The sequence below is a fragment of the Pseudomonas sp. PDM18 genome (assembly GCF_014852585.1).
Taxonomy (GTDB): domain Bacteria; phylum Pseudomonadota; class Gammaproteobacteria; order Pseudomonadales; family Pseudomonadaceae; genus Pseudomonas.
Genome location: NZ_JACVBX010000010.1, coordinates 84854 through 105923 on the forward strand (window position 1 = coordinate 84854; position 21070 = coordinate 105923).

Consider the following 21070-nt stretch of genomic DNA (forward strand, 5'->3'; position numbering starts at 1 on the left):
GCGCGCAGGTCACGCTGGCGGCGCTTCGCCTTTGATCTGGCGTTGCAAGGCGTTTTTCGCCGAGTCCTGCGCCGTGCTGCGTACCCAGCCGTCGCCCTGGGCGATCACCGGATGGGCGGCCCAGTCGAGCAGATCCTGGCGGCGGCACACGCCGGTGTTGCCCTTGCCGGCGCCGGCCACCACCTTGTAGACCACCTGGTCCTGGCGGCCGCGCTTGTCCGGGTGGTCGTCGATTACCTGGCGCACGGCCCAGGCGTCGCCGCTCAGGGCGTTGCTGTAGCAGGCGCCGAGCTGGATGTCGTCTGGCCTCAGGCGCTGCGCCTGGGCGTGTTCCTGGGCCAGTTGGAGGATCTTCAGCAGGTCGTCGAACTGCACGTCGATGAAGGAATCCATTTTGCGCAGCGCGTGGTAGAGGTCTTCCGGGGACGGGCCGGCGGGCAGCTTTGGCGAGCCCGGCAGGCGCGCCAGCGGCGCGGGGTAGCGGCGCCAGGCGAACAGTCCATTGAACAGCACGGCGACGGTGAGGATCAGCACCACGTTGAGCAGCACCGGGCTGAGCACGTAGTGGAAGCCCAGCGTGGTGACGGCCGGGCCGCCGGAAACCGCTGCAAGCGCGGTGGCGCCACCCGGTGGATGGATGCAACGCGCGTAGTGCATGACCAGGATCGCCGCGCCTACCGCCAGGGCGGGGGTGAAGGGCTGGTCGGGAAAGAGTTTCTGGCAGACCACCCCGACGATGGCCGAGAGGACCTGGCCGCCAAGCACGGCCCAGGGCTGCGACAGCGCGCCATGGGGCACGGCGAACAGCAGCACGGCGCTGGCGCCCATCGAGGCGACGACCCAGATGGCCGCTTCGCTGGGCAGGACCCAGTGAGTGACGGCATAGATGGCGGCGATGCCGCACAGCGCTCCAATTGCGGAGAGCCATTTTTCCAGATGACTGGTGGCATTTGTCCGCCAGCCGAAGAGATGCAGGAAGTGTTTCATGGCAGGGAAGTGGCACGGTGAGGCGAAAAGCGATGGCGGGCGACTCGTTGGCCGCCCGCCTTATAAGAGTGGGCGTCAGCCCTGGCGCGCGCCACCCAGGCGCTCGCCCATGCGCACGGCGCTGGTGGCGGCGAGGTTTTCCGCCCAGCTGACTTGCTCGGGTCCGAACAGCACGATGGCGGTGGAGCCCAGCTTGAAGCGGCCCAGTTCTGCGCCCTTTTCCAGGTGGATCGGCGCGCGGGACGCTTCGTCGTAGGAGAAGGACTTCAGCTCGCGCTTGGGCGGCGTGACCAGGCCGGCCCAGACGGTCTCGATGGAGGCGACGATCATCGCCCCTACCAGAACCACGGCCATCGGCCCGCGCTCGGTGTCGAAGATGCACACCACGCGCTCGTTGCGGGCGAAGAGTTCCGGCACCTGCTCGGCGGTCAGCTGGTTCACCGAGAACAGGCGGCCCGGTACGTAGACCATCTCGCGCAGGGTGCCGGCCAGCGGCATGTGTACGCGGTGGTAGTCCTTGGGCGACAGGTAGACGGTGGCGAACTCGCCGCCCATGAAGGGCGCGGCGCGCTCGGCGTCGCCGCCCAGCAGCTCCATCAGGCTGTAGCTGTGGCCCTTGGCCTGGAACACGCGGCCGTGCTCGATCGGGCCGAGCTGGCTGATGGCGCCATCAGCGGGGCAGAGCACCGCGCCTTCACTTTCGTCCAGCGGGCGCGCGCCTTCTTTCAGGGCGCGGGTGAAGAAGGCGTTGAAGTGCTCGTAGGCATGCAGGTCCTCGACCTGGGCTTCGCGCATGTCCACCTGATAGCGGCGAGCGAACCAGGGAATCAGCCGGTCCTTGAACCAGGGCGCGCGGCATTCCGCGGCGCAGCCGATCAGGCGCGACAGCAGGTGATGCGGCAGCAGGTACTGGGCGAGGATGAACAGACGATCTTTGAACGACATTCCTTAAACCTCTACGGGGGTGTCGGGATGGTTGCCCCATTCCGACCAGGAACCGGCATAGCCCTTGACCCGCGGATAGCCGAGGGCCTTGGCCACCAGGTAGGTGAAGCCGGAGCGGTGGTGGGTCTGGCAGTGGGTGATCACTTCCTTGTCCGGGGTGATGCCCAGGTCCTTGAGGATCTGCGGCATATCGGTACGGATGCGCAGGGCGCGGGCCGGGTCCATGCCGGCGGTCCATTCGAAATTGACGGCGCCGGGCACGTGGCCGGCCTTGGCGGCGAGGACTTTCTGGCCGCTGTATTCGCTGGGGTTACGGGCGTCCCAGACGGCCAGGTCGGCGGCGCCCAGGCGGCTCTGCAGGTATTCGCGGGTGGCGGTGGGCTCGTCGTGCAGGGTCAGCGGCAGTGGGCCGCCGGCCGGCGCCGGGACGTCCTCGGAGAGCGGCAGGCCGTCGGCGAGCCAGGCGTGCAGGCCGCCGTCGACGTAGTGGTAGTTGCTGTGGCCGATCACATCCAGCAGCCATATGAAGCGGCCGGCCCAGCCGCCGCCTTCATCGTCGTAGACCACGTAGACGGCATCAGGGTTGTGCCCCAGTTCGCCGAACAGCGCTTCCAGGTCGGCCTTCGCCGGCAGCAGGCCCGGTGCCGGCGTGCCGCCCAGCTGGGTGCGCGCAGGGGCAACGAAGTGGGCGCCGGGGATGTGGCCCTGGGCATAGCGCGCAGCGCTGGTCAGGTCGACCAGAATCAGTTCGGGGGCGTCGAGGCGGCTGGCGAGGTCAGCCGGTTCGATCACCAGGGGCAGGGCGGAGAAAGCGGACATGTCGGAGTCTCCCGGCGGGAACGGTGGGGGAGGCAACGTGAGCAGGCGCCCTGGGCTACCCCGTGAGGGCGGTTAGTTTAAAGGGGACGCGGCGGGGCGCAAACCTTTCGCGGATCAAGCGCCTCGCGCCATGTGTTTCACCGCGTGCTCGACGCACTGCATGGTGCGGCCAAAGGCCTGCGCGTGCAGGTCTGCCAGCGGCTGGCCGTGGCGATCGCAGACGACCAGCATGACGACCCGCACGCCATTGCCCAGCGAGCGCAGCAGCAGGTGTTCGCTGGGGATCAGCGCCTTCAGCGCGCCGGGAATCAGCGCCGAGAACTCAGCCATGTTGGCCGGGCTCAGGCGTAACTGTCCGGGTTGTTGCAGGAGTTTGCGCAGCACCGGGCTGGCGGCGACTTCCAGCTTGAAGTCGCCGATCTCGCTGTCCAGGCCGAAATGCCGACGCGCCTGCAGCCAACTGCCGCTCTTGTCGGCCAGCAGGATGATCCCGCGTTGCAGCCCGCAGGCCTTTAGTGCGTCGGTGGCGCAGTCGAGCAGTTGCACGGCGTTGCCGAACGGGCTGGGCGTCTGCATCAGGCGGGTGCAGTGCTGGCGCCATTGCGCCAGGGTGTCTGGCGCCTTGGCGGGTTCCTCGGCTTTCGGCCCGTTGAGCCAACGGCGGGCTTCCCAAGGCCAGAGCAGCGCCTCGGCTGGGTGCCAGAGCTGCGGGCGGGCGTGGCGCCGGGCGCTCTGCGCGGCGAGGCCGTGGACGGTCTGCTGCAGCTCGTCCAGAGGCATCTGCAGGTAGAGACTGGTCAGCCTTTGCCAGCGCAGCATGTGCACGCCGCCCCAGGACTGGTGCGCGGCCATGGCGATGCTGTTGGCGAGGAGGATGGTGTTGGCCGGGCGGGTCAGCCAGCGCTGCAGCTCCGGGTCGGCGTCCAGGCGCTGCTGCTGTCCCAACGCATCGTGTTCGGTATGGGTAACGTGCAGGGCGCGCACCAGCAGGCGCTTGTCGTCGCTGAGCAGGGCGTAGCCCTGGCCGACCCAGTCCGGCAGTCGCCAGCTGTCGGCGAGTGCGCGGCACAGTGGCAGCAGGCGGGTGCCAAGTAGTTCCTCTTCGACTTCGCTGCTGCAGCGGCCCAGGCCGTAGACCTGGCGCTGCCAGTTCTCCATCAGCTCCGGTCTTGCGGTGGCCAGCGCCCACAGCGGTGCCAGGGTGAACAGGCTGCCCCAGTGGATTTCCTGCCAGAGCCGCGCCAGGCGGTTGGCGAACAGGCCGCTGGCCTGCTGCATGGCGTGGCGGCTGATCAGCAGCAGCTGGTTCAGCGCGCGCGGCATCTGCGCTTCGGGTACCGCGGGCAGGCTGTCGAGCAACTGGCTGGCGCGGCTCAGGCCCAGGCGGTTGAGCGCGACCTCCAGGCTTTCCGCCGGATTGTCCCGTGCGCTCTGCGCCCGGTTGGCTTCGCGCAGGATGGCGAAAGCCAGTGTCGGCGCGTCCTGCAACAAGTCGGCAATATCGCGGATCGAGCGCCGGCTATCGTTCAACGCACGGCGAATGTCATCGCGCTGCTCCAGCGGAACCGGCAAAGGCAGGTCTTCCAGCTGGGTGAGCCAGGCCTTGAGACGCTCTGGATGAAGCATTTGCTTGGGCATGCGTGAGGCGCCGAACTGGTTTTTAGTGTTTTCGGCCTATAGTCTTGCCCGAAATCTCCGATAACAACAGGGAGGCGGGAAACTTGCCTCCCTTTCTGTTCACCGTTTCAGTCCGGTCCCCATGGCAAAAATCATCGGCATCATCGTTCTCATGGCCAGCGTGCTCGGCGGCTACATGCTCTCCGGCGGCAAGATCGCGGCCATCATCCAGCCGTTCGAGGTGCTGATCATCGGCGGCGCCGCGCTGGGCGCGTTCCTCCAGGCCAACCCTGGCAGCACCTTCATGACCGTGCTGAAGAAGGCGCCGAAGATGTTCGGCAACCGCTTCACCCACACCTTCTACCTGGAAGTGCTGGGCATGCTCTACGAAGTGCTCAACAAGAGTCGTCGCGAAGGCATGATGGCCATCGAGGCCGACGTCGAGGACCCGGCGGCGAGCCCGATCTTCAGCAAGTACCCGGCGGTGCTCAAGGACGAACGCATGACCGCGTACGTCTGCGACTACCTGCGCATCATGTCCTCCGGCAACATGGCCCCCCACGAGCTGGAAGGCCTGTTCGACATGGAACTGGGCAGCCTCAAGGAAGACCTCGAACACCCGGCCCATGCGGTGACCCGTGTGGCCGACGCCCTGCCGGGCTTCGGTATCGTCGCGGCGGTACTGGGCATCGTGATCACCATGGCCCTGCTCGGCCAGGGCAGCCAGGCCGAGATCGGCCACCACGTCGCCGCGGCGCTGGTGGGTACCTTCCTCGGTATTCTCGCCGCCTACGGCTTCGTCGGCCCGCTGGCCAACGCCCTGGAGCACGATGCCAAGGAAGAGCTGAACCTCTACGAATCGATCAAGGCCTGCCTGGTGGCTTCCGCCTCCGGCATGCCGCCGTCGCTGGCCGTCGAATTCGGCCGCAAGGTGCTGCTGCCGGCGCATCGCCCGAGCTTCAGCGAGCTGGAGCAGGCCGTTCGCGGTCGCTGATAGGTCGTCTGACGCATGGATAACAACCAGCCGATCATCGTCAAGCGCATCAAGCGCTACGCCGCCGGCCACCATGGCGGTGGCTGGAAGATCGCCTTCGCCGACTTCGCCACCGCCATGATGGCGTTCTTCCTCGTACTCTGGCTGCTGTCTTCGGCCACGCCGGAGCAGAAGAAGGCCATCTCCGGCTATTTCCAGGACCCCATCGGTTTCACCGAGAGCGCCAGTCCCTACGTCATCGACCTGGGCGGCACGCCGACGCCGGCGCCGGACAAGACCCTGAACCCGCAGATCCAGGCCCAGCCGGATGCCGACGAGACGCGGATCAACCCGGACGAGAACGCCAAGATCACCGAGCAACAGGCCCAGGACGTCGCCGAGCAGGTCGAGAAGGAGCGCCTGGAGCTGCTGCTGCAGGAGCTGCAGAACAAGGTCGACGAGAACCCGACCCTCAAGCGCTTCAAGGACCAGATCCTCTTCGAAATCACCCAGGACGGCCTGCGCATCCAGATCGTCGACTCGGACAACCGGCCGATGTTCGACCTGGGCAGCGCGCGCCTGCAGCCGTACTTCGAGGACATCCTGCTGGCGCTGGCCGAGACCATCAAGCAAGTGCCGAACAAGATCAGCATCAGCGGCCACACCGACGCCAAGCCCTACGCGGGCAATGGCGATTTCGGCAACTGGGAGCTCTCGGCCAACCGCGCCAACGCCGCGCGCCGTGCGCTGGAAGCCGGCGGTTACCCGGAAGACCAGATCGCCCGCGTGGTCGGTTACGCCTCCTCGGCGCTGTTCGATCGCGACAAGCCGCTCAACCCGGTGAACCGCCGCATCGACATCATCGTCCTGACCAAGAAGGCCCAGCGCGCTATCGAAGGCCAGGATGGCGGGGCTGACAGGCCTGTCGATGGCGCCGCTCCGGCAGCTCCGGGCGCGGCGGCACCCAACGGTGCGCCGGCCAAGCCGGCGGCCGGGCCGGGCGATCCGCTGCCGCCTGACCAGCTCAAGCAGAAGCTCAATCTGTTCGACGACGGCGGCACGCTGAAGCTCGACGAGCTGAACAAGCAGCAGTGAGAAACCAGAAGGCCAGCTGAAAAGCTGGCCTTCTTCGTTGCACCCTGCGTGCATTTGTAGGAGCGGGCATGGCCCGTTCCTACAGGTCGGAAGGGCTAGTACTCGTCTTCCGGCAGGCTCGCGAGGATGTGCCGGTAGCTGGCCATCCGCTGCGGCGAGATGCGCCCGTCTTCCAGCGCCTTGAGCAGCGCGCAGCCCGGTTCGCGGTCATGCTTGCAGTCGCGGAAGCGGCAGTGGCCGAGCAGGTCGTGGAACTCGATGAAGCCCGCTTCCACGTCGTCACGGCTGACATGACCGAGGCCGAACTCGCGGATGCCGGGGGAGTCGATCAGGTCGCCGCCGGCGGGGAAGTGGAACAGCCGCGCGGTGGTGGTGGTGTGAGTGCCCTTGCCGGTGACTTCCGAGAGGTCGCCGACGCGGGTGTCGACGCCCGGCAGCAGTGCATTCACCAGTGACGACTTGCCCACGCCCGACTGGCCGACGAACACGCTGACGTGCTCGTTCAGCGCGGCGCGCAGGGCGTCCAGCGCCAGGCCGTTGGCGGCCGAGACCTCCAGCAGCGGGTAGCCCAGCTCGCGGTAGGTGCCCAGCAGCGAGTCGAGGAAGGGTGCATTTTCCTCGTCGATCAGGTCAGCCTTGTTCAGCAGCAGCAATGGTTTGATGCCCGCGTGCTCGGCAGCCACCAGGTAGCGGTCGATCAGGTTGGCGTGGGGCTCGGGGCGCGGCGCGAAGACAATGACGATGCGATCGACGTTGGCCGCGACCGGCTTAAGCACGCCGCGCATGTCCGGGCGGCGTAGCTCGGAGGTGCGCGGCAGCTGCGCGACGATCACGCCAATGCCCTGATTGCCCGGGCGCCAGACCACCTGGTCGCCCGTCACCAGCGGCGGCAGGTTGGCGCGCAAGTGGCAGCGGAACACCTGGCCGGCAGCGTCGCCGTCCTGGGCCTCGACTTCCACCTGCACACCGAAGTGGGCGATCACCTGGCCGGTCTGTTCCGGTCCGAGGTCGCCGCCTTCCAGTTCTTCCAGGGCGCGCGACTCGCGCTTCGCCGCGCGCGCGGCGCGTTCTTCCTGGACTTTTTCGATCCGCCAGCTCTGCCGGCGGGTGAGGTGACGCTTGGCCATAGGGTATCCACAGGGAAAATCGCGGCGGAGTTTAGCATGCGCCGGCGTGCTTCCCGCTAAACTAGAGGGCTGAGCTGAGGAGCCCCATCATGCAGAACCCGCAGAACCTGATCTGGATCGACCTGGAAATGACCGGGCTGGACCCGGACAAGGACGTCATCATCGAGATGGCGACCATCGTCACCGACAGTGACCTGAATATCCTCGAGGAAGGCCCGGTGATCGCCGTGCACCAGAGCGAGGCGCTGCTCGCCGGCATGGACGAGTGGAACACCCGTCAGCATGGCCAGTCCGGCCTGACCCAGCGCGTGCGCGAAAGCACCATCTCCGCCGCCGAGGCCGAGGCGATGACCATTGCCTTCCTGGAAAAGTGGGTGCCCAAGCGCAGCTCGCCGATCTGCGGCAACAGCATCTGCCAGGACCGCCGCTTCCTCTACCGTCACATGCCGAAGCTGGAAGGCTACTTCCACTACCGCAACCTGGACGTGTCGACCCTCAAGGAGCTGGCCGCGCGCTGGGCGCCTTCGGTGCGTGACGGCTTCAAGAAGGGCAACACCCACCTGGCCCTGGACGACATTCGCGAGTCCATCGCCGAGCTGCGCTACTACCGCGAGCATTTCATCAAGGTGTAAGTGGCGCGATTCTGCTCTTGCAGGAGCGAGCTTGCTCGCTCCTACGAAAAGCTTCAGATTCCGGCGTTATGGCGCGCCAGCGCCCACTCCACATGCTCGCGCACCAGTTCCGACGGGAACTCCCGCCGCGCGCGCAGCGCCTCGATCACCGCAATGGTCGACGGTGCATTGCCCAGCCCCACGGCCAGGTTGCGCAGCCAGCGCTCGTAACCGGCGCGCCTTAGCGGCGAGCCCTCGGTGCGGCTGAGGAACTCCTCTTCCGTCCACAGGAACAGCTCCGCCAGCGCGGCGTTGTCCAGGCTGTGGCGCGGCTGGAAGTCGCCCTGGTCGGTGGCCCGGGCGAAGCGGTTCCACGGGCAGACCATCTGACAGTCGTCGCAGCCGAACACGCGGTTGCCGATCAGCGGGCGCAGGTCTTCGGGGATCGGGCCCTTCAATTCGATGGTCAGGTAGGAAATGCAGCGCCGCGCATCCAGCACATAGGGCGCGACGAAGGCGGCGGTGGGGCAGATGTCCATGCAGGCCGTGCAACGCCCGCAGTGCTCCGTGCCGTGCGGCTCGTCCACGGGCAGCGGCAGGTCGGTGAACAGCTCGCCGAGGAAGAAGTAGCTGCCGGCCTTGCGGTTGAGCACCAGGGTGTTCTTGCCGATCCAGCCCAGGCCCGACTGCTCGGCGATGGCCTTCTCCAGCACGGGTGCGCTGTCGACGAAGGCGCGGAAACCGAACGGCCCGATCCGCTGCTGGATGCGCTCAGCCAGTTGCTGCAGACGCTTGCGGATCAGCTTGTGGTAGTCGCGGCCCAGGGCGTAGCGCGACACATAGGCCTTCTCTGGATCGCCCAGAACCTGCGCCATGCGCGTGTCGCCGGGCAGGTAGTCCATGCGCAGCGACACCACCCGCAGCGTGCCGGGCACCAGTTCATCCGGACGCCAGCGCTTGCTGCCGTGGGCGCCCATATAGTCCATCTCGCCGTGGTAGCCCGCCTCCAGCCAGCGCTGCAGGTGCTCGCCGTGGGCTTCCAGGTCGAGCCCGCTGATGCCGACCTGCTGGAAGCCGAGTTCGCGCCCCCAGTCCTTGATGGAGAGGGCGAGGTCGGCGTAGTCGAGTGTTGAATCGTGCATGGAAGGCGAGAAAGCGAAGTCCGGGTGCGTATAATTCTGCCAGACCTTGCCGGCGTCGGCCCGTCCGTACGCCAAGGCGACACATTCTGCCGCCCGGAATCGCGATGACTGCCCACGACGATTTGCCCCTGAATCTCTACAGCGCCCAGCAGGTGCGCGACCTCGACGCGCGCCTGATCGCCGCCGGCACCCCCGGCTTTGAGCTGATGCGCCGCGCCGCCCATGCGGCCTGGCGCGCCCTGCGTCGCCAATGGCCGGATGCTGGCGAAATCACCGTGCTGGCCGGCCACGGCAACAACGCCGGCGATGGCTATCTGATCGCTGCCCTGGCCCTGCGTGCCGGCTGGCGCGTGCGTGTGCTGGCGGTCGGCGACGTCTCCCGCCTGTCCGGCGATGCCGCTTCGGCCCATGGCGAAGCGCGCGCGGCCGGCGTGGATATCGAAGCCTGGAGCGACCGTGCCGAGCTGCGTGGCGTGCTGGTGGACGCGTTGCTGGGCACCGGTCTCGGCGGTTCGGTGCGCGAGCCTTATGCCTCGGCCATTGCTGCGATCAACGCCAGCGGCCTGCCGACGCTGGCCGTGGACATCCCTTCCGGTCTAAGTGCCGATACGGGGCAAGTGCTGGGCTGTGCGGTGAGAGCCGACCTGACGGTGACTTTCATCGGCCTCAAGCTCGGCCTGTTCACCGGCAATGGCCCCGATCAATGCGGCGAGCTGGTCTTCGACGGGCTCGATGCTGACCCTGCGCTGATTTCCGAGAGTGGCGTGGCGCGCCGTCTCGCTCCGGCCTCGCTGGCTCGCCTGGCCGAGCGCCCGAAGGCCGCACACAAGGGCCTGTTCGGTCATGCGCTGGTGATCGGCGGTGATACCGGCATGGGCGGTGCCGCGCTGCTGGCCGCCGAGAGCGCGCTGCGCTGCGGTGCAGGGTTGGTGTCTCTGGCGACCCGTGCCGCCCACGTACCCGCTGCACTGGCTCGCCGACCTGAGCTGATGGCGCGTGGCGTCTCTTCTTCCGCTGAGCTGCTGCGTCTTGCCGAGCGCGCCGATGTGCTGGTGGTCGGCCCTGGTGTCGGCCGCGAAGCCTGGGGGCGCGTGCTGGTCAGCGCTGCCGCGAGCCTGGAGCGCCGACAGGTGTGGGACGCCGATGCGCTCAATCTGCTGGCAGAAGGCCTGGTTGCTCGCCCGTCCGGCGACTGGGTGATCACCCCCCATCCGGCCGAGGCGGCCCGCCTGCTGGGCATCTCCACCGCTGAGGTCCAGGCCGACCGGCCGAAATCCGCGCACGCGCTGGCGCAGCGCTACCATGCGGTGGTCGTGCTCAAGGGCGTCGGCAGTCTGGTCGCCTCCCCGGATGGCCGGCTGGCGCTGTGCAGTCACGGACATCCCGCCATGGCAGGTGCCGGGCTGGGGGATGTGCTGTCCGGCATCCTCGGTGCGCTGCTGGCGCAGCGGATGCCTGCTTTCGAGGCCGCGTGCCTGGCGGTCTGGCTGCATGCACGTGCTGGCGAGTCGCTTGGCGCACAAGGGCGGGGCCTGGCTGCCGCCGATCTGATTCCTGCCGTTCGTCAGTTGCTCGAGGAGCTGTCCCCATGCCTGAACTGAATCTGTTCGCCGACGGCGAAGAGGCCATGGTCGAACTTGGTCGCCGTATTGCCGACGCGACCGCTGGGCACGGAGTGATCTACCTGCATGGCGACCTGGGGGCGGGCAAGACCACGCTGTCGCGCGGCATCCTGCGGGGGTTGGGCCATGGGGGATCGGTGAAAAGCCCGACCTTTACCCTGGTCGAGCCCTACGAAATCGGCGATCTGCGCGCCTTTCACTTCGACCTCTACCGCCTCGCCGATCCGGAGGAACTGGAGTTCCTCGGCATCCGCGACTACTTCGAGGGCGATGCGTTGTGCCTGATTGAGTGGGCGGAGCGCGGCAAAGGCATTTTGCCAAAGGCCGACATGGACATTACCATTGTTCCGCATGCGGGCGGACGCATGCTGCGCCTCGACCCGCACGGAACACGGGGCGAAGCCTGGTGTGCCGCCCTGGCCACGGGAGCATAGAAAAAAGATGGGTTGGGGGTTGCGCCTTCGGGCGTTGTTTATCGGGGTGTCCGTTCTGCTGGCATTCTTTGCCGGCGAGGTTTCTGCCGCCACGCAAATCAAGAGCGTGCGCATCTGGCGCGCGCCAGACAACACACGGCTGGTGTTCGATCTGTCCGGCCCGGTGCAGCACAGTCTGTTCACCCTGAGCGCGCCCAACCGCATCGTCGTCGACATCAATGGCGCGCAGATGTCCGCTGCCCTCGACAAGCTCAAGCTGAACAACACGCCGATCACCGCGATGCGCTCTGCCCAGCGCTCGCCCACCGACCTGCGCCTGGTGCTCGACCTGAAGAATGCGGTCACGCCCAAGAGCTTCGTGCTGCCGCCAAACCAGCAGTACGGCAACCGCCTGGTCGTCGACCTGTACGATCAGGGTGCAGATATCGCTCCGGACGTCCCCGCGACTCCAACGCCCAGTGTGCCCGCCACGCCCGTCAGCCCTGCGCAATCGGTCGCCAAGATCCCCGCGCCGAGTAGCGGCGGCAAGCGTGACGTGGTGATTGCCATCGACGCCGGCCACGGCGGCGAAGACCCCGGCGCCCTTGGCCCGAACGGCCTGCACGAGAAGAACATCACCCTGTCGATCGCCCGCGAACTGCAGCGGCAGATCAACCAGATGAAGGGCTTCCGCGCCGAGCTGACGCGGACCGGTGACTACTTCATCCCGCTGCGCAACCGCACCGTGATCGCCCGCAAGAAGGGCGCGGACCTGTTCGTCTCCATCCACGCCGATGCCGCGCCTAGCCGCAGCGCCTTCGGGGCCTCGGTGTTCGCCCTGTCCGACCGTGGCGCAACCTCCGAAACCGCGCGCTGGCTGGCCGACACGGAAAACCGTTCCGACCTCATCGGCGGCGACGGCGGCGTGAATCTCGACGACAAGGACAAGATGCTCGCCGGCGTGCTGCTCGACCTGTCGATGACTGCCACCATGTCCTCCAGCCTGGATGTTGGCCACAAGGTGCTGACCAGCGTCGGCCGCGTCACCCCACTGCACAAGCGCCGGGTGGAACAGGCCGGTTTCATGGTGCTGAAGTCCCCGGATATTCCGTCGATCCTGGTGGAAACCGGTTTCATCTCCAACCCGAACGAGTCCGCCAAGCTGGCCAGCGGCTCGCACCAGCAGGCGCTGGCGCGCTCGATCGCCGCTGGCGTGCGCCAGTACTTCGTGCAGACCCCACCACCGGGCACCTACATCGCATCGCTGCGTGACGGCGGCCAGTTGGCTTCCGGCCCACGCGAATATGTCGTGCGCAGTGGCGACAGCCTGGCAATGGTTGCTAGCCGCTTTGATGTCAGCACCGCTTCGATCCGCAGCGCCAACTCGCTCAAGAGTGACGAGCTGAAGATAGGCCAGGTGCTGAAGATTCCGGGCACCTCTCTGGCGTCGCAGCAATGAGTGACGTACGCCGCATCCAGTTGCTAACTCCGCGGCTGGCGAACCAGATCGCCGCCGGCGAAGTGGTCGAACGACCCGCGTCGGTCATCAAGGAGCTGCTGGAAAACTGTCTCGACGCCGGTGCCAAGCGCATCGACATCGAAGTCGAGCAAGGCGGCGTCAAGCTGTTGCGCGTGCGCGACGATGGCAGCGGCATTCCTGCAGACGACCTGCCGCTGGCCCTGGCGCGCCACGCCACCAGCAAGATTCGCGAGCTGGAAGACCTTGAACGGGTGATGAGCCTGGGCTTCCGGGGCGAAGCGCTCGCCTCGATCAGCTCCGTCTCGCGCCTGACCCTCACTTCGCGCACCGCCGACGCCGAGCAGGCCTGGCAGGTGGAAGTCGAGGGCCGCGACATGGAATCCACCGTGAAGCCTGCGGCTCACCCGGTAGGCACCAGCATCGAAGTGCGCGACCTGTTCTTCAATACCCCGGCGCGGCGCAAGTTCCTGCGCGCCGAGAAGACCGAATTCGATCACTTGCAGGAAGTCATCAAGCGCCTGGCACTGGCGCGCTTCGACGTGGCTTTCCATCTGCGCCACAACGGCAAGACCATCCTTTCGCTGCATGAAGCCAAGGACGAAGCCGCCCGCGCCCGCCGCGTGGGTGCCGTTTGCAGTACCGGCTTCCTCGAGCAGGCGTTGCCCATCGAAGTGGAGCGCAACGGCCTGCACCTGTGGGGTTGGGTCGGCCTGCCGACCTTCTCCCGCAGCCAGCCGGACCTGCAGTACTTCTATGTGAACGGCCGCATGGTGCGGGACAAGCTGGTTGCCCACGCCGTGCGCCAGGCTTATCGCGATGTGCTGTACAACGGTCGCCATCCGACCTTCGTGCTGTTCTTCGAGGTCGACCCATCGGTGGTGGACGTCAACGTCCACCCGACCAAGCATGAAGTGCGCTTCCGCGACAGCCGCATGGTCCATGACTTCCTCTACGGCACCCTGCATCGGGCGCTGGCGGAAGTGCGTCCGGACGACCAGCTGGCACCGCCGGGGGCGACCACCCTGACCGTGCCGCGCCCGACCGGCGCGGAAGCCGGCGAATTCGGCCCGCAGGGCGAAATGCGTCTGTCCGAGACCGTGCTGGAGGCCCCGGCTGCCGCGCGTGCTTGGCAGCCGAGCCCAGCCTCCGGCGGTTCCAGTGGTGGTGGTGGCTACAGCTACCAGCCAACTCGTCCGGAAATTCCGCCCATTCAGGAAGCCCAGGGCGCCTACAAGGCTTATTTCGCGCCGCTGTCCGACCAGGCGCCGCAGGCGCTGCCGGAAAGCAGCCAGGACGTGCCGCCGCTGGGTTATGCCCTGGCGCAGCTCAAGGGCATCTACATCCTTTCGGAGAACGCCCACGGCCTGGTTCTGGTGGACATGCACGCCGCCCACGAGCGGATCATGTACGAGCGCCTGAAGACTGCCATGGCCAGCGAAGGCCTGCGGGGCCAGCCGTTGCTGGTGCCGGAGTCCATCGCCGTCAGCGAGCGCGAGGCAGATTGCGCGGAAGAGCATGGGGCTTGGTTCTCCCGGCTCGGCTTCGAACTGCAGCGGCTCGGCCCGGAAACCCTGGCGATCCGTCAGATTCCCGCGCTGCTCAAGCAGGCCGAGGCTACCCAGTTGGTGCGCGACGTCCTCGCCGATCTGCTGGAATACGGCACCAGCGACCGCATCCAGGCGCATCTCAATGAATTGCTCGGCACCATGGCCTGCCACGGCGCCGTGCGCGCCAACCGCCGGCTGACCCTGCCGGAGATGAACGGCCTGCTGCGCGACATGGAAGTGACCGAGCGCAGTGGCCAGTGCAACCACGGCCGGCCGACCTGGACTCAGTTGGGGCTCGACGAATTGGACAAGCTGTTCTTGCGGGGCCGTTGATTTTCGTAAGCCTGCGTTCAGGAAAGTGCAGTAAACTGCACGCCAATCGATTCAGCAGTCCGCAGTAACGAGCTCCCGATGTCCCTGCCTCCCGCGATATTCCTCATGGGCCCCACCGCCGCCGGCAAGACCGACCTGGCGCTGGAGCTTGCGCGCTTGCTGCCGGTGGAGCTGGTCAGCGTGGATTCGGCGCTGATCTACCGCGGCATGGATATCGGTACCGCTAAGCCGCCCCGCGAGGTGCTTGAGGAATTCCCGCATCGCCTGATCGATATCCGTGACCCCAGCGAGGCCTATTCGGCGGCGGAATTCCGCGCCGACGCCCTGGCGGCCATGGCCGAGATCACCGCGGCGGGGAAGATTCCGCTGCTGGTCGGCGGCACCATGTTGTATTTCAAGGCGTTGCTGGAGGGGTTGGCCGATATGCCCGCCGCCGACGCCGCCGTGCGCGCCGAACTGGAAGCCTGGGCCGCTGCCGAGGGCTGGAGCGCCCTGCATGAAGAGTTGGCGCGCGTCGATCCGGAGTCGGCCGCGCGCATCCACCCCAATGACCCTCAGCGACTTGTCCGGGCCCTCGAGGTGTACCGCGTGAGCGGTATGTCCATGACTGCACACCGCCTTCGCCAGGCGAGTGAAAATGCGGGTCTCGGCGCGCAAGGCGGTGGACAATTACCGTATACTGTGGCTCATCTGGCGATCGCGCCTCTGCAGCGCCAGGTGTTGCACGAGCGTATCGCGCAACGTTTTGACCAGATGCTGGAACAGGGCTTCATCGCCGAGGTCGAATGCCTTCGCGCAAGGAATGACTTGCACGTAGGGCTACCGTCCATAAGAGCGGTGGGCTACCGACAGGTATGGGATTACCTCGAGGGCAAACTGTCCTACGCTGAGATGGTGGAGCGCGGCGTCATCGCTACGCGGCAATTGGCCAAGCGCCAGTTCACCTGGCTCCGTAGCTGGAGCGATCTACACTGGTTGGACAGTCAGGCAAGCGACAATTTGCCGCGTGCCTTGAAATACTTTGAGGCGGTCTCCATATAGGCTCGAGACCTTAATTCCGGCCGTCTATCCTTGGGGTTCAGGACGGCGTTAAGCCAAATTCGACTACTACTAAATCAGTTTTTTACCCTTACAAGGAGTGCGGCATATGTCAAAAGGGCATTCGCTACAAGACCCTTACCTCAATACCCTGCGCAAAGAACGCGTTCCGGTTTCCATCTACCTCGTCAACGGCATCAAGCTGCAGGGTCAGATCGAATCCTTCGACCAGTTCGTCATCCTGCTGAAGAACACTGTCAGCCAGATGGTCTACAAGCACGCCATTTCCACCGTGGTTCCCAGCCGCCCCGTGCGCCTGCCCACCGGTGATCAACCGGCCGAGCCGGGCAACGTTTGACGGGAGTCCGCCTTGTTCTTTGAGCGCCCGGGTGGTGGGGAACGGGCCATTCTGGTCCATCTGGAAGGTCAGGACCCCGAGGCGCGCGAAGACCCGCAGGAATTCCAGGAGCTGGCCCGTTCGGCAGGCGCGGAAGCGGTTGCTTTCGTCAGCATTTCGCGTCATCAGCCCTCAGCCAAGTACCTGATCGGCAGCGGCAAGGTCGAAGAGTTGCACGACCTCGTCCACGCCGAGAAGGTCGAGCTGATCATCTTCAATCACACCCTCACGCCGAGCCAGGAGCGCAACCTCGAGCGAGCGCTCGAATGCCGCGTGCTCGATCGTACGGGTCTGATCCTCGACATCTTCGCCCAGCGCGCCCGTACCCACGAAGGCAAGCTGCAGGTGGAGCTCGCCCAGTTGGAGCACATGAGCACGCGCCTGGTGCGCGGCTGGACTCACCTTGAACGCCAGAAAGGCGGTATCGGCCTGCGCGGCCCGGGTGAAACCCAGCTGGAAACCGACCGCCGCCTGCTGCGTGGGCGCATCCGCCAGATCAAGTCACGCCTGGAGAAGGTCCGCAGCCAGCGCGAGCAGGCTCGTCGCGGCCGTCGCCGTGCGGAGATTCCGGCGGTGTCCCTGGTGGGCTACACCAACGCCGGCAAGTCCACGCTGTTCAATGCGCTGACCACTTCCGAGGTCTATGCGGCCGACCAGTTGTTCGCCACCCTCGACCCGACCCTGCGCCGCCTGGAGCTGGATGACGTCGGTCCGATCGTGCTGGCCGACACCGTAGGCTTCATTCGCCACCTGCCGCACAAGCTGGTGGAGGCGTTTCGGGCTACCTTGGAAGAATCCAGCAACTCCGATCTGCTGCTGCATGTGATCGACTCCCACGAGCCGGATCGCGATGCGCAGATCGAACAGGTGCTGGCGGTGCTCAAGGAAATCGGCGCGAACGAGTTGCCGATGCTCGAGGTGTACAACAAGATCGACCTGCTGCCGGACTTGCAACCGATGATCCAGCGCGACGAGCTGGGCAAGCCGGTCCGAGTCTGGCTGTCGGCGCGGGAATCGCGCGGGCTGGAGTTGCTGGAGCAGGCGATCTCCGAGTTGCTGGGGGAGGACATGTTCGTTGGAACGCTCTGCCTGCCACAGCGGCTGGGACGACTCCGGGCTCAGTTCTTCGAGCTGGGTGCGGTACAGTCGGAGAATCACGACGAACAGGGACGCGCCGTTTTGCAGGTCCGCCTGCCGCGTGTCGAGTTGAACCGCATGGTGAGCCGCGAAGGCTGGCAGCCGGCAGAGTTCATTGCGCAACACACTTTGCAATAAAGCCCGGCACACTGTTTTTGGCAGCGTAATGGGCATTCGGTAGCATAGGTGGGCGCGCCGTAGGCGCGTTTTCGCGTTATCAGATGGAGAGCGCTATGGCTTGGAATGAGCCGGGTGACAACTCGAACAAGAACGACCAGGACCCCTGGGGTGGACGCCGTGGTGGTGGTCGCCAGGGTCCTCCTGATCTGGATGAAGCGTTCCGCAAGCTGCAAGACAGCCTGAATGGAATTTTCGGCAAACCCAAGCGCGGCAGTGGTTCGGGCGGTGGCGGCAGCGGTCGGGGCGGTAGCCTCGGCCTGTTCGGTATCGGCCTGGCGATCCTCGCCGTGCTGTGGCTGTACAACGCCATCTACGTAGTGGATGAGCAGGAGCAGGCGGTGATCCTGCGCTTCGGCCAGTACCACGAGACCGTGGGCCCCGGCCTGAATATCTACTTCCCGCCGATCGACAAGAAGTTCCAGGAGAACGTCACCCGCGAGCGTGCCTACAGCAAGCAGGGTCAGATGCTCACCGAGGACGAGAACATCGTCGAGGTTCCGCTGACCGTGCAATACAAGGTCAGCAACCTGAAGGACTTCGTGCTCAACGTCGACCAGCCGGAAGTGAGCCTGCAGCACGCCACCGAAAGCGCCCTGCGGCACGTGGCCGGCTCCACCACCATGGACAAGATCCTCACCGAGGGCCGCGAACAGATGGCCACTGAGGTGCGTGATCGCCTGCAGCGTTTCCTCGATACCTACAAGACCGGTATCACGGTGACCCAGGTGAACATCCAGAGCGCCGCCGCGCCGCGTGAAGTACAGGAAGCGTTCGACGACGTGATCCGTGCCCGCGAGGACGAGCAGCGCGAGAAGAATCAGGCCGAAGCCTACGCCAACGGCGTGGTGCCCGAAGCCCGTGGTCAAGCCCAGCGCATCATCGAGGAAGCCAACGGCTACCGCGATGAAGTGGTCTCCCGCGCCCAAGGTGAGGCGGATCGTTTCGCCAAGCTGGCCAGCGAGTATCACAAGGCCCCGGAAGTCACCCGTCAGCGTCTGTACCTGGACACCATGCAGGACGTCCTGAGTCAGACCAGCAAGGTGCTGGTGACTGGTCAGCAAGGTCAGAACAACCTGATCTACCTGCCGCTGGACAAGATGATGGATGGCCGTGGTTCGGCAGCTCCGAACGCCGCGCCGAGCGCGAGCAGCAGCACGCCGGATATCGGTTCGCGGGTCGCCAACGACCTGCAGCAGCGTGATACGCGTACCCGGGAGAGCCGCTGATGAGTAACAAGTCCCTGATCGCCCTCATCGCGGGTGTGGTGGTTGCTGTTGCCGTCTGGAGCAGCGTCTACGTGGTGCAGCAGACCGAGCGCGCCGTCATGCTGCGCTTCGGTCGCGTGGTCGAGCCGGACGTGAAGCCCGGCCTGCACTTCAAGATTCCGTACGTCAATACGGTGCGCAAGTTCGACGGCCGCCTGCTGACCCTGGACTCGCCGACCCAGCGTTTCCTGACGCTGGAGAAGAAGGCGGTGATGGTCGACGCCTACGCCAAGTGGCGCGTCTCCGATGCCGAGCGCTTCTACACCGCGACTTCCGGCATGAAGCAGATCGCCGACGAGCGTCTGTCCCGTCGTCTGGAAGCCGGCCTGCGTGACCAGTTCGGCAAGCGCACCCTGCACGAAGTGGTGTCGGGTGAGCGTGATGCGCTGATGGGGGATATCACCGCTTCGCTGAACCGCATGGCGCAGAAGGAGCTGGGTATCGAAGTGGTCGACGTTCGCGTCAAGGCTATCGACCTGCCCAAGGAAGTGAACCGCAGCGTGTTCGAGCGCATGAGCACCGAGCGTGAGCGGGAAGCTCGCGAGCACCGCGCCAAGGGGCGCGAACTGGCCGAAGGTATCCGCGCGGATGCCGACCGTCAGCGTCGTGTACTGCTGGCCGAGGCCTATCGCGAGTCGGAAGAGACCCGAGGTGACGGCGATGCGAAGGCAGCGGCGATCTACGCCAAGGCCTACACCGCCGATCCGGAGTTCTACGCCTTCACCCGCAGCCTCAAGGCTTACCGCGAGAGCTTTGCCGACAAGAAGGATGTGCTGGTGCTCGATCCGAGCAACGAGTTCTTCCGCTATCTGGAAAAAGCTAAACCGTAAGTCAAAGTCTCCGGCGGGCGGCAGCGCCCGTCGGAGAAATCGTGTTATCATGGGTCAGCCGGGAAATCCCGGCTTTTTTGCGTCCGCGAGAATGATGTACGAGAGCCATGTGGCAGGAATTCGGCAAGGCGTTCTGTCTGTTGCTGGTGCTGGAAGGCATCCTTCCATTCCTGTATCCGCGTGGTTGGCGCGACGCCGTGAGCGGACTCGGGCGCATTGGCGACCGCGGTCTGAGACTCATCGGGCTGGGCAGCATGCTGCTCGGCACCGTCCTTCTTTACTGCATTCATTGAAGTGCCGCCCGGCCTAAAAAAGGAGAGAGGCGACATGGCAACGGTAGACCGCTGGCTGCTGCCAGATGGAATCGAAGAAGTGCTGCCACCGGAGGCGGCTCGCGTTGAAGCAGCCCGCCGTCAGGTGCTGGACCTGTTCCAGCGCTGGGGTTACGAGTTCGTCGTCACTCCGCATATCGAATACCTGGAATCCTTGCTGACCGGTGCCGGCCAGGATCTGGACCTGCGTACCTTCAAGGTCACCGACCCTGCGTCCGGCCGTCTGATGGGTTTCCGTGCGGACATCACGCCGCAAGTGGCGCGCATGGACGCCCACAGCCTGCGTCGCGAAGGTCCGAACCGCCTGTGCTACGCCGGCAGCGTGCTGCATGCCCGCCCGCGTGCGCTGGCCACTTCGCGCAGCCCGATCCAGCTGGGTGCCGAGCTTTACGGCAACACCGGCTCGGCCGGTGACGTCGAAGTCATCAGTCTGCTGCTCGACATGCTCGAGATGGCCCAGGTGCCGGATGTGCACATGGACCTCGGTCATGTCGGCATCTACCGTGGCCTGGCCCAGGCTGCCGGGCTGTCCGGCGAAGTCGAGCAGTTGCTGTTCGACGCCTTGCAGCGCAAAGCCGTGGACGAAGTCGCAGCGCTGACCGAAGGCCTGCCGAGCGAGCTCGCCGGCATGCTCCGTGCGCTCGCCGAGCTGTGCGGCAGTCGTGAGGTGCTGGAGCAGGCGCGCGAAGTGCTCGCTGGTGCTCCGGCCAACGTCCAGGCGGCGCTGGCCGACCTGACTGCCATCGCCGACTCGCTGGCGGCGCGCTTCCCGCAGCTGCCGCTGTACTTCGACCTTGGCGAGCTGCGTGGCTATCACTATCACACGGGCGTGGTGTTTGCCGCGTTCGTGCCTGGGGTTGGCGAGTCCATCGCCCAGGGCGGCCGTTACGACGACATCGGCGCCGATTTTGGCCGTGCGCGTCCGGCCACCGGTTTCTCCACCGACCTCAAGACCCTGGTCACTCTTGGCCGCGCCCAGCTCGACGAGCCGCGCACCGGAGTCTGGGCGCCGGCCGATGGGGCTGGCTTGTGGCAGGCGGTGCAGCAGTTGCGCCGTCAGGGCGTGCGTGTGGTACAGGCGCTGCCCGGGCAGGATGCGGCTTCGGCTTCCGAAGCGGGCTGCGACCAGCAATTGCTGGCTCGCGATGGCAATTGGCAGGTGGCTGCGCTCTGAGGCGCG

Annotated in this window: 20 protein-coding genes; 14 read left to right on the top strand and 6 right to left on the bottom strand. The window is 66.0% G+C overall.

Features of this window, described 5'->3' with window-relative positions:
• Window positions 1-9 precede the first annotated feature (9 nt).
• From IB274_RS20025 to IB274_RS20040, 4 genes are all read right to left on the bottom strand, one after another.
• Window positions 10-987, bottom strand: a complete 978-nt coding sequence (locus IB274_RS20025) for an HPP family protein (RefSeq protein WP_192434072.1) — start codon at window positions 985-987, stop codon at window positions 10-12.
• 75 nt (window positions 988-1062) lie between these two features.
• The gene (asd, locus tag IB274_RS20030) at window positions 1063-1932 is read right to left on the bottom strand and encodes an archaetidylserine decarboxylase (RefSeq protein WP_192434074.1); all 870 of its coding nucleotides are present in this window, start codon (window positions 1930-1932) and stop codon (window positions 1063-1065) included.
• A gap of 3 nt (window positions 1933-1935) precedes the next feature.
• Window positions 1936-2751 (bottom strand): thiosulfate sulfurtransferase, encoded by an 816-nt coding sequence (gene rhdA / locus IB274_RS20035; protein ID WP_192434076.1) that lies wholly within the window; start codon window positions 2749-2751, stop codon window positions 1936-1938.
• A gap of 114 nt (window positions 2752-2865) precedes the next feature.
• Window positions 2866-4389: an HDOD domain-containing protein gene (locus IB274_RS20040; protein ID WP_225614941.1), complete on the bottom strand. Its 1524-nt coding sequence runs from the start codon at window positions 4387-4389 to the stop codon at window positions 2866-2868.
• A gap of 121 nt (window positions 4390-4510) precedes the next feature.
• On the opposite strand from IB274_RS20040, the gene motA reads away from it, so the two are divergent.
• Window positions 4511-5362: a flagellar motor stator protein MotA gene (gene motA / locus IB274_RS20045; protein WP_081515523.1), complete on the top strand. Its 852-nt coding sequence runs from the start codon at window positions 4511-4513 to the stop codon at window positions 5360-5362.
• Window positions 5363-5377: 15 nt separating this feature from the next.
• Entirely contained in the window at window positions 5378-6436 is a 1059-nt protein-coding gene (gene motB / locus IB274_RS20050) for a flagellar motor protein MotB (protein ID WP_151188499.1), read from the top strand.
• Between the two features lie 95 nt (window positions 6437-6531).
• On the opposite strand, the gene rsgA is transcribed toward motB, so the two are convergent.
• Window positions 6532-7563, bottom strand: a complete 1032-nt coding sequence (gene rsgA / locus IB274_RS20055) for a small ribosomal subunit biogenesis GTPase RsgA (RefSeq protein ID WP_184595179.1) — start codon at window positions 7561-7563, stop codon at window positions 6532-6534.
• An 89-nt stretch (window positions 7564-7652) separates the two neighbouring features.
• On the opposite strand from rsgA, the gene orn reads away from it, so the two are divergent.
• Window positions 7653-8195, top strand: coding sequence for an oligoribonuclease (gene orn / locus IB274_RS20060; RefSeq protein WP_192434078.1), 543 nt, complete (start codon window positions 7653-7655; stop codon window positions 8193-8195).
• Between the two features lie 53 nt (window positions 8196-8248).
• Here the strand turns inward: orn and queG are convergent, their stop codons facing one another.
• The gene (gene queG, locus IB274_RS20065; RefSeq protein WP_192434392.1) at window positions 8249-9316 is read right to left on the bottom strand and encodes a tRNA epoxyqueuosine(34) reductase QueG; all 1068 of its coding nucleotides are present in this window, start codon (window positions 9314-9316) and stop codon (window positions 8249-8251) included.
• Between the two features lie 98 nt (window positions 9317-9414).
• Here queG and IB274_RS20070 point away from each other — a divergent pair, with 98 nt between their 5' ends.
• The 11 genes from IB274_RS20070 (at window position 9415) to IB274_RS20120 (ending at window position 21064) form a co-directional block, all read left to right on the top strand.
• Window positions 9415-10917: an NAD(P)H-hydrate dehydratase gene (locus IB274_RS20070; RefSeq protein WP_318652903.1), complete on the top strand. Its 1503-nt coding sequence runs from the start codon at window positions 9415-9417 to the stop codon at window positions 10915-10917.
• A complete protein-coding gene (gene tsaE, locus IB274_RS20075) occupies window positions 10905-11372 on the top strand; it encodes a tRNA (adenosine(37)-N6)-threonylcarbamoyltransferase complex ATPase subunit type 1 TsaE (RefSeq protein WP_192434089.1) in 468 nt (155 codons plus the stop codon). The genes IB274_RS20070 and tsaE overlap by 13 nt, the downstream gene beginning before the upstream one ends.
• Before the next feature lie 7 nt (window positions 11373-11379).
• A complete protein-coding gene (gene amiB, locus IB274_RS20080; RefSeq protein ID WP_081515529.1) occupies window positions 11380-12810 on the top strand; it encodes an N-acetylmuramoyl-L-alanine amidase AmiB in 1431 nt (476 codons plus the stop codon).
• Entirely contained in the window at window positions 12807-14711 is a 1905-nt protein-coding gene (mutL, locus tag IB274_RS20085; protein ID WP_192434091.1) for a DNA mismatch repair endonuclease MutL, read from the top strand. The genes amiB and mutL overlap by 4 nt, the downstream gene beginning before the upstream one ends.
• 78 nt (window positions 14712-14789) lie before the next feature.
• Window positions 14790-15752, top strand: a complete 963-nt coding sequence (miaA, locus tag IB274_RS20090) for a tRNA (adenosine(37)-N6)-dimethylallyltransferase MiaA (protein ID WP_192434093.1) — start codon at window positions 14790-14792, stop codon at window positions 15750-15752.
• Between the two features lie 106 nt (window positions 15753-15858).
• A complete protein-coding gene (hfq, locus tag IB274_RS20095; protein ID WP_017520393.1) occupies window positions 15859-16107 on the top strand; it encodes an RNA chaperone Hfq in 249 nt (82 codons plus the stop codon).
• 12 nt (window positions 16108-16119) lie between these two features.
• Window positions 16120-17421: a ribosome rescue GTPase HflX gene (gene hflX, locus IB274_RS20100; protein WP_081515532.1), complete on the top strand. Its 1302-nt coding sequence runs from the start codon at window positions 16120-16122 to the stop codon at window positions 17419-17421.
• A 95-nt stretch (window positions 17422-17516) separates the two neighbouring features.
• The gene (gene hflK, locus IB274_RS20105; protein ID WP_192434095.1) at window positions 17517-18689 is read left to right on the top strand and encodes an FtsH protease activity modulator HflK; all 1173 of its coding nucleotides are present in this window, start codon (window positions 17517-17519) and stop codon (window positions 18687-18689) included.
• Window positions 18689-19558 (top strand): protease modulator HflC, encoded by an 870-nt coding sequence (gene hflC / locus IB274_RS20110; protein ID WP_081515534.1) that lies wholly within the window; start codon window positions 18689-18691, stop codon window positions 19556-19558. The genes hflK and hflC overlap by 1 nt, the downstream gene beginning before the upstream one ends.
• A gap of 107 nt (window positions 19559-19665) precedes the next feature.
• A complete protein-coding gene (locus IB274_RS20115; protein ID WP_192434097.1) occupies window positions 19666-19851 on the top strand; it encodes a DUF2065 domain-containing protein in 186 nt (61 codons plus the stop codon).
• Window positions 19852-19885: 34 nt separating this feature from the next.
• Complete coding sequence (locus tag IB274_RS20120) at window positions 19886-21064, top strand: ATP phosphoribosyltransferase regulatory subunit (protein ID WP_192434099.1); 1179 nt, start codon at window positions 19886-19888, stop codon at window positions 21062-21064.
• Window positions 21065-21070: the final 6 nt, after the last annotated feature.

Bases quoted from the DNA above. Each gene is read 5' to 3' on its own strand.
- IB274_RS20025 (WP_192434072.1), bottom strand. From the start codon at position 987: ATGAAACACTTCCTGCATCTCTTCGGCTGGCGGACAAATGCCACCAGT.
- asd (WP_192434074.1), bottom strand. From the start codon at position 1,932: ATGTCGTTCAAAGATCGTCTGTTCATCCTCGCCCAGTACCTGCTGCCG.
- rhdA (WP_192434076.1), bottom strand. From the start codon at position 2,751: ATGTCCGCTTTCTCCGCCCTGCCCCTGGTGATCGAACCGGCTGACCTC.
- IB274_RS20040 (WP_225614941.1), bottom strand. From the start codon at position 4,389: ATGCCCAAGCAAATGCTTCATCCAGAGCGTCTCAAGGCCTGGCTCACC.
- motA (WP_081515523.1), top strand. From the start codon at position 4,511: ATGGCAAAAATCATCGGCATCATCGTTCTCATGGCCAGCGTGCTCGGC.
- motB (WP_151188499.1), top strand. From the start codon at position 5,378: ATGGATAACAACCAGCCGATCATCGTCAAGCGCATCAAGCGCTACGCC.
- rsgA (WP_184595179.1), bottom strand. From the start codon at position 7,563: ATGGCCAAGCGTCACCTCACCCGCCGGCAGAGCTGGCGGATCGAAAAA.
- orn (WP_192434078.1), top strand. From the start codon at position 7,653: ATGCAGAACCCGCAGAACCTGATCTGGATCGACCTGGAAATGACCGGG.
- queG (WP_192434392.1), bottom strand. From the start codon at position 9,316: ATGCACGATTCAACACTCGACTACGCCGACCTCGCCCTCTCCATCAAG.
- tsaE (WP_192434089.1), top strand. From the start codon at position 10,905: ATGCCTGAACTGAATCTGTTCGCCGACGGCGAAGAGGCCATGGTCGAA.
- amiB (WP_081515529.1), top strand. From the start codon at position 11,380: ATGGGTTGGGGGTTGCGCCTTCGGGCGTTGTTTATCGGGGTGTCCGTT.
- mutL (WP_192434091.1), top strand. From the start codon at position 12,807: ATGAGTGACGTACGCCGCATCCAGTTGCTAACTCCGCGGCTGGCGAAC.
- miaA (WP_192434093.1), top strand. From the start codon at position 14,790: ATGTCCCTGCCTCCCGCGATATTCCTCATGGGCCCCACCGCCGCCGGC.
- hfq (WP_017520393.1), top strand. From the start codon at position 15,859: ATGTCAAAAGGGCATTCGCTACAAGACCCTTACCTCAATACCCTGCGC.
- hflK (WP_192434095.1), top strand. From the start codon at position 17,517: ATGGCTTGGAATGAGCCGGGTGACAACTCGAACAAGAACGACCAGGAC.
- hflC (WP_081515534.1), top strand. From the start codon at position 18,689: ATGAGTAACAAGTCCCTGATCGCCCTCATCGCGGGTGTGGTGGTTGCT.
- IB274_RS20115 (WP_192434097.1), top strand. From the start codon at position 19,666: ATGTGGCAGGAATTCGGCAAGGCGTTCTGTCTGTTGCTGGTGCTGGAA.
- IB274_RS20120 (WP_192434099.1), top strand. From the start codon at position 19,886: ATGGCAACGGTAGACCGCTGGCTGCTGCCAGATGGAATCGAAGAAGTG.